Origin of the sequence: Chromohalobacter canadensis (assembly GCF_029544075.1) — a bacterium.
GTDB lineage: Bacteria > Pseudomonadota > Gammaproteobacteria > Pseudomonadales > Halomonadaceae > Chromohalobacter > Chromohalobacter canadensis_A.
Window position 1 is genome coordinate 487,234 of record NZ_JAJQJH010000001.1, and the last position, 13,392, is coordinate 500,625.

General features: G+C 61.8%; 15 protein-coding genes. 12 read left to right on the forward strand and 3 right to left on the reverse strand.

The features are described 5' to 3' along the window. The first annotated feature begins 161 nt into the window (after positions 1-161). Complete coding sequence (locus LUN51_RS02310; protein WP_277809960.1) at positions 162-1,931, forward strand: acyl-CoA dehydrogenase; 1,770 nt, start codon at positions 162-164, stop codon at positions 1,929-1,931. Between the two features lie 18 nt (positions 1,932-1,949). On the opposite strand, the gene LUN51_RS02315 is transcribed toward LUN51_RS02310, so the two are convergent. Both LUN51_RS02315 and LUN51_RS02320 read right to left on the reverse strand, forming a co-directional pair. Further along, positions 1,950-2,612 carry a 2OG-Fe(II) oxygenase gene (locus tag LUN51_RS02315; RefSeq protein ID WP_277809961.1) on the reverse strand — a complete coding sequence of 221 codons (663 nt, stop codon included), beginning with the start codon at positions 2,610-2,612 and terminating at the stop codon, positions 1,950-1,952. A gap of 23 nt (positions 2,613-2,635) precedes the next feature. Then, entirely contained in the window at positions 2,636-3,259 is a 624-nt protein-coding gene (locus LUN51_RS02320; protein ID WP_246940963.1) for a CoA pyrophosphatase, read from the reverse strand. Positions 3,260-3,307: 48 nt separating this feature from the next. Here LUN51_RS02320 and LUN51_RS02325 point away from each other — a divergent pair, with 48 nt between their 5' ends. Then, a complete protein-coding gene (locus tag LUN51_RS02325) occupies positions 3,308-3,865 on the forward strand; it encodes an NUDIX hydrolase (RefSeq protein WP_246894043.1) in 558 nt (185 codons plus the stop codon). Between the two features lie 30 nt (positions 3,866-3,895). Here LUN51_RS02325 and LUN51_RS02330 read toward each other — a convergent pair whose 3' ends face one another. Further along, positions 3,896-4,207 carry a YqfO family protein gene (locus LUN51_RS02330; RefSeq protein WP_246894044.1) on the reverse strand — a complete coding sequence of 104 codons (312 nt, stop codon included), beginning with the start codon at positions 4,205-4,207 and terminating at the stop codon, positions 3,896-3,898. Between the two features lie 125 nt (positions 4,208-4,332). Here LUN51_RS02330 and ftsB point away from each other — a divergent pair, with 125 nt between their 5' ends. From ftsB to LUN51_RS02380, 10 genes are all read left to right on the forward strand, one after another. After that, the gene (gene ftsB / locus LUN51_RS02335; RefSeq protein WP_246894045.1) at positions 4,333-4,698 is read left to right on the forward strand and encodes a cell division protein FtsB; all 366 of its coding nucleotides are present in this window, start codon (positions 4,333-4,335) and stop codon (positions 4,696-4,698) included. Further along, on the forward strand, positions 4,695-5,417 hold the full coding sequence (gene ispD / locus LUN51_RS02340; RefSeq protein ID WP_277809962.1) for a 2-C-methyl-D-erythritol 4-phosphate cytidylyltransferase: 723 nt from the start codon (positions 4,695-4,697) through the stop codon (positions 5,415-5,417). Before ftsB ends, ispD begins: the two co-directional genes overlap by 4 nt. Further along, a complete protein-coding gene (gene ispF / locus LUN51_RS02345) occupies positions 5,414-5,902 on the forward strand; it encodes a 2-C-methyl-D-erythritol 2,4-cyclodiphosphate synthase (RefSeq protein WP_040242569.1) in 489 nt (162 codons plus the stop codon). The genes ispD and ispF overlap by 4 nt, the downstream gene beginning before the upstream one ends. Beyond that, positions 5,899-6,945, forward strand: coding sequence for a tRNA pseudouridine(13) synthase TruD (gene truD, locus LUN51_RS02350; protein ID WP_277809963.1), 1,047 nt, complete (start codon positions 5,899-5,901; stop codon positions 6,943-6,945). Before ispF ends, truD begins: the two co-directional genes overlap by 4 nt. 36 nt (positions 6,946-6,981) lie before the next feature. Further along, positions 6,982-7,734, forward strand: coding sequence for a 5'/3'-nucleotidase SurE (gene surE / locus LUN51_RS02355; protein ID WP_277809964.1), 753 nt, complete (start codon positions 6,982-6,984; stop codon positions 7,732-7,734). Then, positions 7,715-8,404, forward strand: coding sequence for a protein-L-isoaspartate(D-aspartate) O-methyltransferase (locus LUN51_RS02360; RefSeq protein ID WP_277809965.1), 690 nt, complete (start codon positions 7,715-7,717; stop codon positions 8,402-8,404). Before surE ends, LUN51_RS02360 begins: the two co-directional genes overlap by 20 nt. Next, positions 8,401-9,342 (forward strand): DUF368 domain-containing protein, encoded by a 942-nt coding sequence (locus tag LUN51_RS02365; RefSeq protein ID WP_277809966.1) that lies wholly within the window; start codon positions 8,401-8,403, stop codon positions 9,340-9,342. The genes LUN51_RS02360 and LUN51_RS02365 overlap by 4 nt, the downstream gene beginning before the upstream one ends. Next, positions 9,335-10,441 (forward strand): peptidoglycan DD-metalloendopeptidase family protein, encoded by a 1,107-nt coding sequence (locus tag LUN51_RS02370; protein ID WP_277809967.1) that lies wholly within the window; start codon positions 9,335-9,337, stop codon positions 10,439-10,441. Before LUN51_RS02365 ends, LUN51_RS02370 begins: the two co-directional genes overlap by 8 nt. A 122-nt stretch (positions 10,442-10,563) precedes the next feature. Beyond that, complete coding sequence (gene rpoS / locus LUN51_RS02375; protein WP_075368049.1) at positions 10,564-11,541, forward strand: RNA polymerase sigma factor RpoS; 978 nt, start codon at positions 10,564-10,566, stop codon at positions 11,539-11,541. A 280-nt stretch (positions 11,542-11,821) separates the two neighbouring features. After that, positions 11,822-13,294 (forward strand): TolC family outer membrane protein, encoded by a 1,473-nt coding sequence (locus LUN51_RS02380; RefSeq protein ID WP_277809968.1) that lies wholly within the window; start codon positions 11,822-11,824, stop codon positions 13,292-13,294. The last annotated feature ends 98 nt before the right edge of the window (positions 13,295-13,392 follow it).

Consider the following 13,392-nt stretch of genomic DNA (forward strand, 5'->3'; position numbering starts at 1 on the left):
CCTAGCGCTTGGCCGCCGATGGAGGGCCTGGACGGGATGGCCTTGTGGCTCTTGCACCGTTCGGCTAATGGCCCGTCGCGCCCGGCGCCTCTATGATCACGGCATGCATTCCAATTAACACATACGTTTGAATGTAAGCGTCTGAATGATGAAGGTGAGCCATGTCTTCCTATGCTGCGCCGTTACGCGATCTTCGTTTTGTTCTCGAAGAATTGCTTGAACACCGCTCGCTGCGCCTACCCGAGTATCAAGAGCTTTCCGGGGAGCTGGTCAGTGCGATCCTTGACGAGGCGGCGCGGTTGGCGGGCGAGGTGTGGGCACCACTCAATCGCCGGGGCGATGAACAAGGGTGCCGTCTGGAAGAAGGTGTCGTGCACACGCCCACGGGCTTCGTCGAGGCCTACCGTGCCTTCGCTGAGGGTGGGTGGAACGGCATCGGTAGCGATCCTGCCCATGGCGGGCAGGGCTTGCCGGAGGTCGTCGCCAGTGCGGTGCAGGAAATGTGGCAAGCTGCCAACATGGCGCTGGCGTTGTGCCCGCTGTTGACGGCGGGGGCCGTCGAAGCACTGGCCCAGCACGGTAGCGAGGAACTCAAGTCGCGCTACCTGGAGAAGCTGATCGGTGGCGAGTGGACGGGCACCATGAACCTCACCGAGCCGCAGGCCGGCTCGGACTTGTCGATGGTACGCACACGGGCAGTGCCGGAGGGGGCACACTATCGGCTGAACGGTCAGAAGATCTTCATTACCTGGGGCGAGCATGACTGCGCCGACAACATCATCCACCTGGTTCTCGCCCGCCTGCCGGATGCCGCCGAGGGCAATCGCGGTATATCGCTGTTTCTGGTGCCCAAGTTCCTGGTCGATGAACAGGGCCGCCTGGGCGCGCGCAATGACGTGAGTTGCGTGTCGTTGGAGCACAAGCTGGGCATTCATGGATCGCCGACCTGTGTACTCAGCTTCGGCGAGCACAAGGGCGCCGTCGGTTATTTGGTCGGCGAGCCCGGCCGCGGGCTTCAGCACATGTTCACGATGATGAACGCGGCGCGCCACAAGGTCGGCATTCAAGGCATTGGCGTGGCCGAGCGGGCCTATCAGCAGGCACGTGCGTATGCCGCGGAGCGAGTGCAAGGTCGCACGCCCGAATCGCGCGGTGGCCGACCCGCCGCGCTCAGCGAGCATTACGACGTGCGCCGCATGCTGCTGTCGATGCGCGCGCGCCTGGAGGCCCTGAGAGCCCTGGCTTTGCTCTCGGCCAGCGAGATGGATCGTGCCCGCCATGCGCCCACGGTGGACGAACGGCAACGCGCCCAACAGCGAGTCGATCTCTACACGCCGGTGGTCAAAGCCTTTTCCACCGACCAGGCAGTGGATATTGCCTCGCTGGGCATTCAGGTACACGGTGGCGCGGGGTTCATCGAAGAGACTGGCGCCGCGCAGCATCTACGCGATGCACGCATCGCGCCGATCTACGAAGGCACCAACGGCATTCAAGCGCTCGACCTTGCCGGTCGGAAGATTCACCGCGACGGCGGTGCCGCCTTGGGTGACGTGCTTGACGAGGTCGCCGCTTGCGCCGATGCGCTCACAGCTGATGCTAAACTCGCTGACTTGGGGGTGTCGCTGCATCAGGGTGTGGTGGACCTACGTCGGGCGATGGTCATCGTGCTGGCACGGGGCGACGATGCCGAGCGCGGCCCCGACGCGCTCCAGGCGCTGGCGACGCCGCTGCTGGCGTTGACCGGGCATGTGCTATGCGCCTGGCAGATGGGGCGTGCGGCGCTGATCGCGCAGGCGGCGTTGATAACCGGTAATGACGATGCCTTCTATCGAGCCAAGTTGGCCAGCGCGGACTTCGTCTTGCGTCAGTGGCTGCCCATGGGGAGAGCGCAGTTGGCTGCGATCGAGGCCGATCCTGGCGTGTTTGACTAAAGTGATGAGGCAGCGTCTTCAGCGGGCCGGGTCGGTGGTTCCGCCCAGCGAGGTGTTGCGGCGGAACCAGCCAGCGATGCTGGCGCGCGGAGTCTGGGTCGGCAGCACCTCGTGGGGGAGGCGGTCGGCGAGAAAACACACGAAGGTCCCGAGTTCGGGGCGTATGCGCGCAATTTCACGGTCGGGGTCATCGGGGTCGAACAACGCCATCTCGCCGCCGTGCGAGGTCGTCCACGCGGAATTGAGGTACAGCACGGTCGAGACGATACGGTTGCTGCGGCCGCGAAAGCTGTCGAGATGCTTCTTGTAAAAGGCGCCGGGCGGGTACAAGGCAAAGTGCGCCTCGAACTCGAAAAGCCCCAGGTAGAGTGCGCGATTGATGGCCTGCTGCAAGAATGTCATTACTGCCAGGTATTGGCGCTGGGCTCGGCTTTCGCGATCCAGCCAATGAATGGCATCGCCACGAACATCGCGTTTGATACGGTGCGCCTGGCCACGGCCGATGCCGGCTTCGTCGAGCTGCGATTGTGTCTTCAGCGTCTGCAATTCCGCCTGCAAGCTGTGGCATAGCGCGGTATCGATGAAGCGTTCGCCGACGAACCAGCCCTGCGCGACCAGCGCATCCAGCAGTCGGGGTAACGCGGCCTTGTCGAGGTAGTCGGCGGGGTCATGTCGCGACATGCGAATAGGCTCCGGTGCAGTTTTCAAGACCGTGGCGGGGATGGTGCGGGCAGATGACGCAACGGACTACCGAGGGGCGCACGGTCGAGACTGATGGGGCGCGCGAAACCCACCGCCAGCAGTTCGACCAGCATCATCGCCGACAGCCCCCATATTACATGATCGGCGTAGGCATAGCTGGGCACATAATACGTGTGCTCACCGTGACGGATGACGTCCGTGTGGCTGCGGCGATCCTCGAGGAACCACGTCAGCGGCACCTCGAAAATGGTATCCAGCTCATTATGGTCCGGCCTCAGGGGAAGGTCGGGAGGGATCAGGCCGACGAACGGCGTCACGCAGATGCCGTGGCGCGAGATGACATCGCTCAACCGGCCGAGACACGTGACATGAGAAGGCGGTAGGGCGATTTCCTCGTGGGCTTCTCTCAAGGCCGTGGCCCATAGGTCGGCATCTTCGAGCTCGGCCTTACCGCCGGGAAACGCGACTTGTCCACCGTGTTGCGCGAGGTGGCCGGCACGGCGCGTCAGCACGAGCGTGGGCTCGCGGCGCTCGACGATCGCGAGCAGCACAGCGGCCCTCGGCAGATCGGCGTTCAAATGGCGCGGATGGTGTGCTTGCAGGCGTTCACGCAGTGTCTCTAACATGTTGCTTTTCACCTAATGGGGCGCCGTACCGCTCGCCCGAGGACGACCATGAATTTCTGTAGCCATTGTGGCCAAACCGTGCGTTTCGCGATTCCCAGCGGTGACGATCGCGGACGCTTTCTCTGCGATGCCTGCGGCACCATCCATTACCAGAATCCGCGCATCGTGGCCGGTACCTTACCGGTAGCGGGCGAGCGCGTCTTGCTGTGCCGGCGTGCGATCGCACCTCGCAAAGGCTACTGGACGCTGCCTGCCGGCTTCATGGAAAACGGTGAGACCACATCTGAGGCAGCCGCGCGCGAGACACGCGAAGAAGCCTGCGCCGACGTCGAACTCGAGGGCCTTTACACGCTCATCAACCTGCCGCATATCGACCAGGTCTACATGATCTTCCGTGGTGTGCTGCGCGGCGACTATGCGTCTGGTCCCGAGAGTCTCGAGGTGGCGCTGTTCGAGGAGGCCGAGATTCCCTGGCACGAGTTGGCGTTTCCCACCATCGAGCGCACCTTGCGTCACTATTTTGATGATCGCCGGGGCGGTGACTATCCGCTGCACGTGAGCGACATCACCGCCGAAGACCGCGAACGATACTTCGGCAGCGCGTGACGTCCCTCCGCTTCAAGTGATCGACGGCGCCTAGACGTCTGCCAGACGCCACGCTTCATAGGCCGGTTCTTCGTATGGGTGGGCCAGTTTGAGCGCCGCCACGGCGGCTTCCAAATAGTCGTCCTCGCAGACCAGTTCGACCTTCAACTCCTCGACATGGCTGAGCGCACCGACCTGGCCGATATGCGGGTCGGCGCCATCGAGCGGGCGAAACTGGCCCTGTCCGGGCGTCTGGAAGCAGCAGGCTTCGTAGTCACCGATGCGTCCGGCGCCGGTAGCAAAAACCGCTTCCTTGACGCTTTCGGCGTCGTCCATGGGAACGAAAAACGCGAGTTTGTACATTCAGGGCTCCTTGACGTCGCTTTCAGCGGTGCGCGTTGTGCGGCAATGGCTCGCCGCGTGGACTGCGCGGGTGTCTTGATGATGGCATAATGCCGAGCAGCTGTCGGTCCAGGACGGAACCAACGATGTTGAAGTGGATATGCATAACGCTAGTGGTACTGATCGGTCTACTGCAGTATCACCTGTGGTTTGGTGAAGGGGGAGTGCGTGAACTCAACCATATTAGCCACCGTGCCGATGTGCTTGAAGAAAAAAACGACCGGCTGCAGGCGCGAAATGACCGTCTGGCGGCGGAAGTGATCGATCTCAAGAAAGGACTCGATGCTATCGAGGAGCGGGCACGCAGCGACCTGGGCATGGTGCGCCGTGACGAGCAGTTCTTCTGGGTGCCCGGCGTGACCGCGGAGCGCTCCATCGTCGAGCAAAGTGCCACTACGGTACGCGGCGACCCCGAAAAGGCGGCGGCGATGCCCGAGGAGGCCGCGCCGTGAGCCGATTATGGTTGATCGTGCCGGCGGCGGGGCAAGGCCGTCGCATGGGGGCCTCCTTGCCCAAGCAATATCTCGACATCGCAGGCAGACCGGTACTGGCGCATACCTTGGCGCGGCTACACGCTGCCTTTCCAGACGCGGCGCTACGTCTGTGCCTCGATGCCGACGATGCTCGCTTCTCTCCCGAGTGGGTTCCCTTCACCGACTGGCAGCGCGTGCCCGGAGGTCGTGAACGCGCCGATTCGGTGGCGAACGCGTTGGCCTCGCTCGAGGGTGTCGCGGCGGACGATGACCTGGTCTTGGTCCACGATGTCGCGCGGCCTTGTGTGGCGCTCGATGACTTACGTCGCCTGCGCGCCGTCCTTGAGACCTCGCCCGACGGAGGACTGCTGGCGGCGCCGGTGGCGGACACCATGAAGCGCGCCGATGCCGACGGTTACGTAGTGCATACTGTGTCGCGCGAGGGGTTATGGCATGCCATGACCCCGCAAGGCGCGGCTTATCGCGTGCTGTGCCGGGCATTCGCGCATGCCCGCGACACGCGCGTGACGCTTACCGACGAGGCTTCGGCACTCGAGGCGCTGGGCCTGGCGCCGCGCTTGGTGTCCGGACGCCGGGACAATCTCAAGATTACGCATCCCGAGGACCTTTCCCTCGCCACGCGGCTTCTCAGCGAAACCGCGTACGATGCTCCGCTTTCCGACGAGACATTTTCATGACGCTACGTATTGGTCACGGTTTTGATGTACACCGCTTTGGCGATGGCGATCACCTGATGGTCGGTGGTGTGCGCATTGCGCATACGCACGGTTTTATCGCCCATTCGGACGGCGACGTTCTGTTGCACGCGCTGTGCGATGCGCTGCTCGGTGCCTGCGGTTTGGGCGATATAGGTCATCATTTTCCCGATACCGACGCGACTTGGGCCGGTGCCGACAGTCGCGAATTGTTGCGCCGGGTATATGACCTGGTCATCGCCACGGGTTATCGGATCGTCAATCTGGATACGACCGTGATCGCTCAGGCACCGCGCCTGGCCGATTACATCGCGTTAATGCGCACGCGTATTGCCGAGACGCTCGGTATGGCGGAAGACGCGGTCAACGTCAAGGCTACCACCAGCGAGCGGCTCGGTTTCACCGGACGCAAGGAAGGCATCGCCGCCGAGGCAGTGGTGCTACTGACACGCGCGGACGCCACATGATCGATATGTCGCTCTGGCCACCCGATTGGCCACGTGTTCACGGGGAGCCTCTGGCCTCGGGCGATTTTCGCATGACGCCCGAGGACTTTCTCGTCGAGGAAGTATTCGATTTCGCGCCGGAAGGGCAGGGTGAACATCTCTGGCTGTGGGTCGAGAAGCGCGATCTGACGACACCGGAAGCCGTCAAGCATGTGGCGCGAGTGTGTGGCGTGCGTCCGCGTGACGTGGGCTATAGCGGCCTCAAGGACCGCGTTGCGGTTACCCGCCAATGGCTCTCGGTGCACCTGCCCGGACGTGATGCCCCTGACGCGTTTGCCGCCCAACTGAGCGACGTGGGGGTCGTGGTGCAAGAGACGCGACGTCACCCACGCAAGCTCAAGCGCGGCGTGCACCGTGCCAACCATTTTACGCTTCGTCTGAGCGGCGAGATCGCCTCGCATCCCGAGTTATCGCGTCGCTGGCAAGCCCTGTGCGCGGATGGCGTGCCCAATTACTTCGGCCCGCAACGCTTCGGCCGCGAAGGGCGCAATCTGGTGCTTGCTCAGAAGGCCTTTGCGCGCGGTTGGCGCAAGCGTGACGATCCTCATGGTATGCAGCTTTCTGCGGCGCGCAGCTTCCTGTTCAATGAGGCGCTGGCCGCGCGCCTACGGGCTCAGACTTGGCGAACGCCACGGCCCGGCGATGTGCTGACGCTGGCGGGAACGGCCAGTCGCTTCGTGGCCGACGAGATCGACACCGCCTTGCACGAACGCGCTGCGCGCGGCGACGTCACGCCCACCGGTCCGTTGTGGGGGCGCGGGCGTCTGGAGAGTGGCGCAGAGGTAGCCGAGGAAGAAACGCGGCTTGCGACGCGGCACGAAGCACTCATGCAGGGACTGGAAGCGGCCGGCGTGCGGATGGATCGGCGCGTGTTCGGCGTGCCGCTTGACGCACCGTCGCTGATGCATGAGACCCCAAGCCGGGTGACGCTTGGTTTCGGCTTGCCGCGCGGTGCTTTCGCGACCTCAGTATTGCGTGAATTGATGCATCACCCGTTGCTGTGAAGGGATATCGGCGATCAGACAAGCAAGAGGATAGATATGCGCAAGTTACTGTTATCCAATGATGATGGCGTTCATGCACCGGGCCTACGCGCACTTCATGATGCACTCTCGGCACATGGGCGTCTGCGCGTGGTGGCACCGGACCGTGACAAGAGCGGTGCCAGCAATTCGCTGACGCTGACGCGTCCCCTGGCATTGACGGCCCTCGACAACGGCTTCTATTCAGTCGACGGCACGCCGGCCGATTGCGTGTATCTGGGCGTCAACGGGGTCTGGGACGAGAAGCCTGATTTGGTAATTTCGGGTATCAATCATGGCGGCAATCTGGGCGATGATGTGCTGTATTCGGGCACCGTGGCCGCCGCCATGGAAGGACGCAATTTAGGCATGGCGGCGATTGCCGTATCGCTTTGCGGCGAGCGCTATTTCGAGACGGCCGGTCGCGTCGCGGCGACCCTGGTGGGAGCGGCGGAGTCACTGTCATTGCCTCCGCGCAGTCTGCTCAACGTCAATGTGCCGGACGTGCCCTGGGAAGATATTCAGGGAGTACGCGTGACGCGGATGGGATATCGCGGTCCTGCGGCTCAACCCTTGAGAGTGAAAGACCCGCGCGGCCGCGAGCGTTATTGGATTGCCGCCGTCGGCGATAACGCCGATGATGGGGCGGACACCGATTTCGCGGCCATCGACGCGGGATACGTGTCGATCACGCCCCTTCAGACCGATCTCACACGCCACGCAGCGTTGGACGACGTACGGAACTGGCTGGATGCATTGTCGAATTCCTGACACACACGATACACACCGACTCGGTGGCATCGGTATGACCTCACAGCGTACCCGCAATCGCTTGATACGGCGGCTGCAGGCGAGCGGTATTCGTGACGCGCGGGTGCTCGATACCATGGCCCGCGAACCGCGTCACGTTTTCCTCGACGAGGCGCTGGCGCATCGTGCCTATGAAGATACCGCCTTGCCGTTGGGACAGGGGCAGACGCTCTCGCAGCCGTGGATCGTGGCGCGCATGACCGAGCTGGTGCTGGCGGCGCAGCCGCGACGTGTGTTGGAAGTCGGGACCGGCTCGGGCTACCAGACGTTGATTCTGGCGCGCTTGGTCGAGTCGGTGTGGAGTATCGAGCGCATCGGTGCGCTGCATCGTAGTGCTGCCTCGCGTCTATCCATGCTGGGTGTCGATAACGTGCATCTTCGCCATGAAGACGGCGGGCATGGATGGCCTCAGTCGGCCCTCTTCGATGTCATCCTGCTCACGGCCTGTGCCAGCGTGCTGCCTCCGGAGCTGTTGTCTCAGTTGGATGATGGGGGGGAACTGATCGCACCGCTGGAGGATGAGGCGGGGCGTCAATGGCTGACACGTGTGCGGCGTCGCGGCGCTATCTTTGAACACACGCGGCTCGAGCAGGTCAGATTCGTACCGCTACTGGAAGGGGTCATAAAATGAAGCGTTACCTGACGCTTTTCTTCAAAGGTGCCGGGATGGGCGCTGCGGACGCGGTACCCGGAGTGTCCGGCGGCACCATTGCCTTCATCACCGGTATCTACGAGGAGTTGATCCACTCGATCAAGCAGTTCGGCCCCCGTGCTTTCGGAGCGTGGCGTCGCGGTGGTCTGGCGGGGCTCGCCGGGCATCTCAACTTGGCGTTTCTGCTGCCCTTGATGCTGGGTATCGTAGCGAGTCTTGTGAGTGTCGCGCATCTCGTGACCTGGCTACTCGAGCATTATCAGCTACTGCTCAATGCTTTTTTCTTCGGCCTGGTGCTGGCCTCGGCCATCGTCGTAGGCCGACAGGTCGGTCATTGGCAGTGGCAGCACATCTTTCCCTTGATTCTGGGCGTCTGCGCGGCCCTGTGGCTGCCCAGCCTGTTGCCAGCGCCCACCGAGGCCAGCCAGTGGGTATTGTTGGTAGGGGGAGCCATCGCCATCAGTGCGATGCTCCTGCCGGGCGTCTCGGGGAGCTTCCTGCTACTGGTGATGGGGCTTTACGGGACGGTCATGGAGGGCATCAAGAGTGCCGATCTGGCCTTGATCGCGACCTTCGGCATGGGCTGTGTCATTGGTTTGATGGTGTTTTCGCGGGTCCTGTCGTGGCTTTTTCATCACTACCGACTGGGAACGCTCTTGACCCTGGTCGGTTTCATTCTTGGCTCGTTACCGCAACTCTGGCCATGGCGCGAAATGGTCAGCTATCGCCTGGCAAGTGGCGACCAGGTCGTGCCGCTCGACTATCGCTATCTCATGCCTTCGGACTACAGCGTGATCACCGGTGAGCCGGCTCAACTGCTGACGGCGGTTGCCTTGATGATCGCTGGCCTGGTGCTGGTCATGGTCATCGGCGAACGCAGTCCTTCCCCGTTTAAAGAGGACCGAACCCATGTCTGACTCTCGTCGACTACTGCCTGCGCTGGGAATCGTGGCGCTGGGACTGGCGGGATGCGTAAGCTCCAGTGGCGCACCCCAGGTGCAGGATCTCTCGGTCAGTCGTAACAGCGACCCGCCGAGTTCGTACACCGTCAAGTCGGGCGACACCTTGTATGGCATCGCCTGGCAGAACAACCTCGATTTTCGTGACTTGGCGCAACTCAATGATATTACACCGCCCTATCGCCTCGATCCGGGACAAACGCTACGTCTGACCCCCAGTGGCGACGCCCAGGCGGCGTCAAGTCAAGCGTCCGACGAGCCAAGTGGCGCGGTCGCAACTCCGCTCGGCGGTGGCGCCGATACGACCGGCGGCGCTCAGGACGATGACTGGCTGGCGCCAGCGGATGGCACGGCGTCGCAAGGTCGCGACATGGAGATCGCGTCTAACGGCGTGCAGGCCGCGGGCGCTGCTTCTAAAGCCAGCGAAAGCGGCGCGCCGGGGCCGGTCTACGACGCGGACGATGCAGCTGAGGAGTCCGCGCGCGATGACGGTGACGAGAGCGATGCCTCGGGAGCATCAGCCGCCGGCAATGAGCCGCAGGAGACGCAAGCCGATAGTACTAGCGTGGATGACCAGGCACCGGCCGACGAGCCGTCCGAGCCCACCAGCGAAGCCGGCACAAGCGTCGCCGGTGAAAGCGACACGACGACCAACCGCTCGCAACGCGAGTACCAGCCGGTTGAAAATGTGGCTTGGCAGTGGCCCACCGAGGGCAATGTCGTCAACGGTTTCGACGACAATTCCACCGTGACGGCTGGCATTGATATCGCTGGTGAAAAGGGGCAACCTGTCAAGGCAGCGGGTCCAGGCATCGTGGTGTATGCCGGCAGTGGCGTTCGTGGATACGGCAACCTCATCATTCTCAAGCATAACGACCATTTTCTGAGTGCTTACGCGCATAACGATACGCTGCGCGTGGAGGAAAACGATGTCGTCGAAGCAGGAGAAGTCATCGCCACCATGGGCGATACCGATGCCGATCGCGTCAAGTTGCATTTCGAGGTGCGCCAGGACGGCCAGCCTCAGGACCCAATGGAATACCTGCCGTCGCGTTGAGCACGGTAGGATTCAGACCCTGAACATGCGCACAACAATAAACGGGTAGTCCGCCATGGCCGGTGGCTCGCACGCCCCGGCCGTGGTTATCAAATCGGCAGCAGTAAAATGGGGTATAGGATATGAGCATGCTGGAGCGGGATATTCAGGGTGTGGACCTCGACGACGTTGACAACGAAGTGGACGTCGATGCCGGAGAGGTCGCTAGCGACAAGGATGACGATGCGTTCGAGAAAGCGCTGAATCGTGACGAAAAAAGTTACCATCAAAGCCTCGACGCAACACAAATTTACCTCAATGAGATCGGCTTTTCGCCGCTTTTGACCCCCGAAGAAGAAGTGCACTACGGACGCCTGGCCCAAAAGGGCGATCCCGCTGGGCGTCAGCGCATGATCGAGTCCAATCTGCGGCTAGTGGTCAAGATTGCTAGGCGCTATCTCAACCGAGGTCTGTCACTGCTCGATCTTATCGAGGAAGGCAACCTGGGCTTGATTCGTGCCGTGGAAAAGTTCGATCCCGAACGGGGCTTTCGCTTCTCGACTTATGCAACTTGGTGGATTCGCCAGACCATTGAGCGGGCGCTGATGAATCAGACGCGCACGATTCGCCTGCCCATTCATGTAGTCAAGGAACTCAATATTTACCTGCGGGCCGCGCGTGAGCTGACACAGCGACTCGACCATGAAGCCACAGCCGAGGAAATCGCCGACTTCCTGGACAAGCCGGTCGGCACCGTCAAGAAGATGCTCGGGCTCAACGAGCGCGTGTCGTCGGTCGATTATCCGATGGGCGGCGAGAGCGATAAGCCTTTGATCGACACGCTCGCGGATGAAAACGAAGCCGGTCCCGAGTCGTTACTGGTCGGCAACGATGTCAAGCAGCACGTCGACGACTGGCTGGCGGAATTGACCGACAAACAAATGGAAGTTGTCGTGCGTCGTTTTGGTTTGCGGGGGCATGAAGCCGCGACCCTCGAGGATGTCGGTGCGGAAATCGGTCTGACGCGTGAACGGGTGCGTCAAATCCAAGTCGAGGCGTTGAAAAAATTGCGCCGGGTACTGGAGAAGCAAGGATTGTCGCTGGACTCGATTTTCGAATGACGCGCCAGGCATGACAGGCCGGATGGCTTGTCATGCCACTGGTTTGTCACGGCAATGACGCGCTTTCCACGCTATCCTTGGTACTTGCTTATTTGCCTGATACATTGATTTGAGGCAATACATGCGGCATTGTATGTAACCCCGATGTCCCCTATTGGCGGTGACGCTGCCGGTCGTCGAGCCCGTATTCAGCCCGCCCCCGAGACAATCTGTGCAAAGCAAGTCAGTCAAAAGCACGTTCGCCAAAAGAACGTGCGCCAAAAGAAAGGAACCCAAGCCGATGTCCTCTCGAGAGCCGTCATCGCCGAAATTTCGGCTGCGTTTATTGCCGGTGTTAATCGCCGCCGCTGTTACCTCTCAGGCGCACGCCGCCGATTTGTGGACCATTACTCAGGACGCCCTGCAGAACAATTCCACTCTGAGTGCCTCGCGGTCGACCTTTCAGAGTGTTGAGGCCGGACGTGACGTGGCACGTGGCAGCTTGTTGCCGCAGATCGATGCGACCGCGCAGGTCGCGCACAGCAATACCCTGGAGAGCCAAAGTTCATCGGATGCTGCGGTAGGTGGCGGATCGGGAGGTACTGCGACGGGTTCCGAAAGTAGCTATAACTCTACCAGCGCCGGCCTCGAGTTGACCCAGGCGCTGTACGATGCCACGAGCTGGGCTGCGCTTGAAATCGCCAAGCGCGAAACCAGCCAGCAAGCGCTCTTGCTGCAGGCCGACCGCCAGCAGTTGCTCTATGATGTCGCCTCGGCGTATTTCGAGATCCTGCGTGCCCATGACGTGCTCGAGGCGAGTATTTCCCAGGAGAAAGCTATCAAGCGTCAACTCGACCAGGCGCAGGAGCAGTTCAATGTCGGGCTAGTGGCGATCACCGATGTCAACGAGGCGCAGGCATCTTATGATCTAGCCCGCTCCCAGCGTATTTCCGCCGAAAACGATCTGCAGGTCAGTTTCGAGGCACTGGAACGCCTGACCGGCAAGCGTTACGACAGCATCGATGCCTTGTCGGACGATATTCCCATCGAGTCCCCCGAGCCAACGGGGCGCGATAACTGGATTCAGATGGCGATCGCCAATAACCCTAACGTGCAGGCGGCGCAAGCTGCGGTGGATGTCTCCCAGGCGGAAGTCGAGCAGGCGGAAGCCGGCCATAAGCCGACGCTCTCGGCCTTCGCCAACTATAATTATTCGGATAGCGATCAAGATTACCTGGACGGGCACAATGCTGACACGCAAGTCGGACTCCAGGCCTCGCTGCCTATCTATAGTGGCGGGACGACCAGTGCCCAGGTGCGTCAGCAGACCTACTCGCTAGAGGCGACGCAGTACGATTACGAGGCCCAGCGTCGTGATACCACGCAGCAGGTACGCTCGCTGTTCACGCAGGTCATGAACGATGTCGAAAGCGTCGAAGCCCAGCGGCAGGCTATCGTTTCCAACCGTAGCGCGCTGGAAGCCACGCGTTCCGGCTACGAGGTAGGGACCCGCAATATCGTCGATGTGCTCGATGCCGAGCAGTCCTTGTATCAGGCGATTTCCGATTATGCCGATGCGCGTTACACCTACGTGACCGACATGGTGGAGTTGCGCCAACAGGCTGGGGTGCTCGATCAGGACGTGATTCGCGATCTCAACCAGTGGCTTCGGGAGACCGAGACAGTGACGCTGCGTCTACCCGAGGAGGGCGGCATGAGCCAGATGGAAGATATCGGTGAGCGACCCACGTTGGAGCAGTCGTCCGCGCCTTGATACGAGTTCGACAAGCGCCATTCGTCACGCCGCACCTTTGAGTGCGGCGTTTTACGTCGTGCCGCGTCCCACTCCCTGTGGGTGAGGTAGAATAGAGC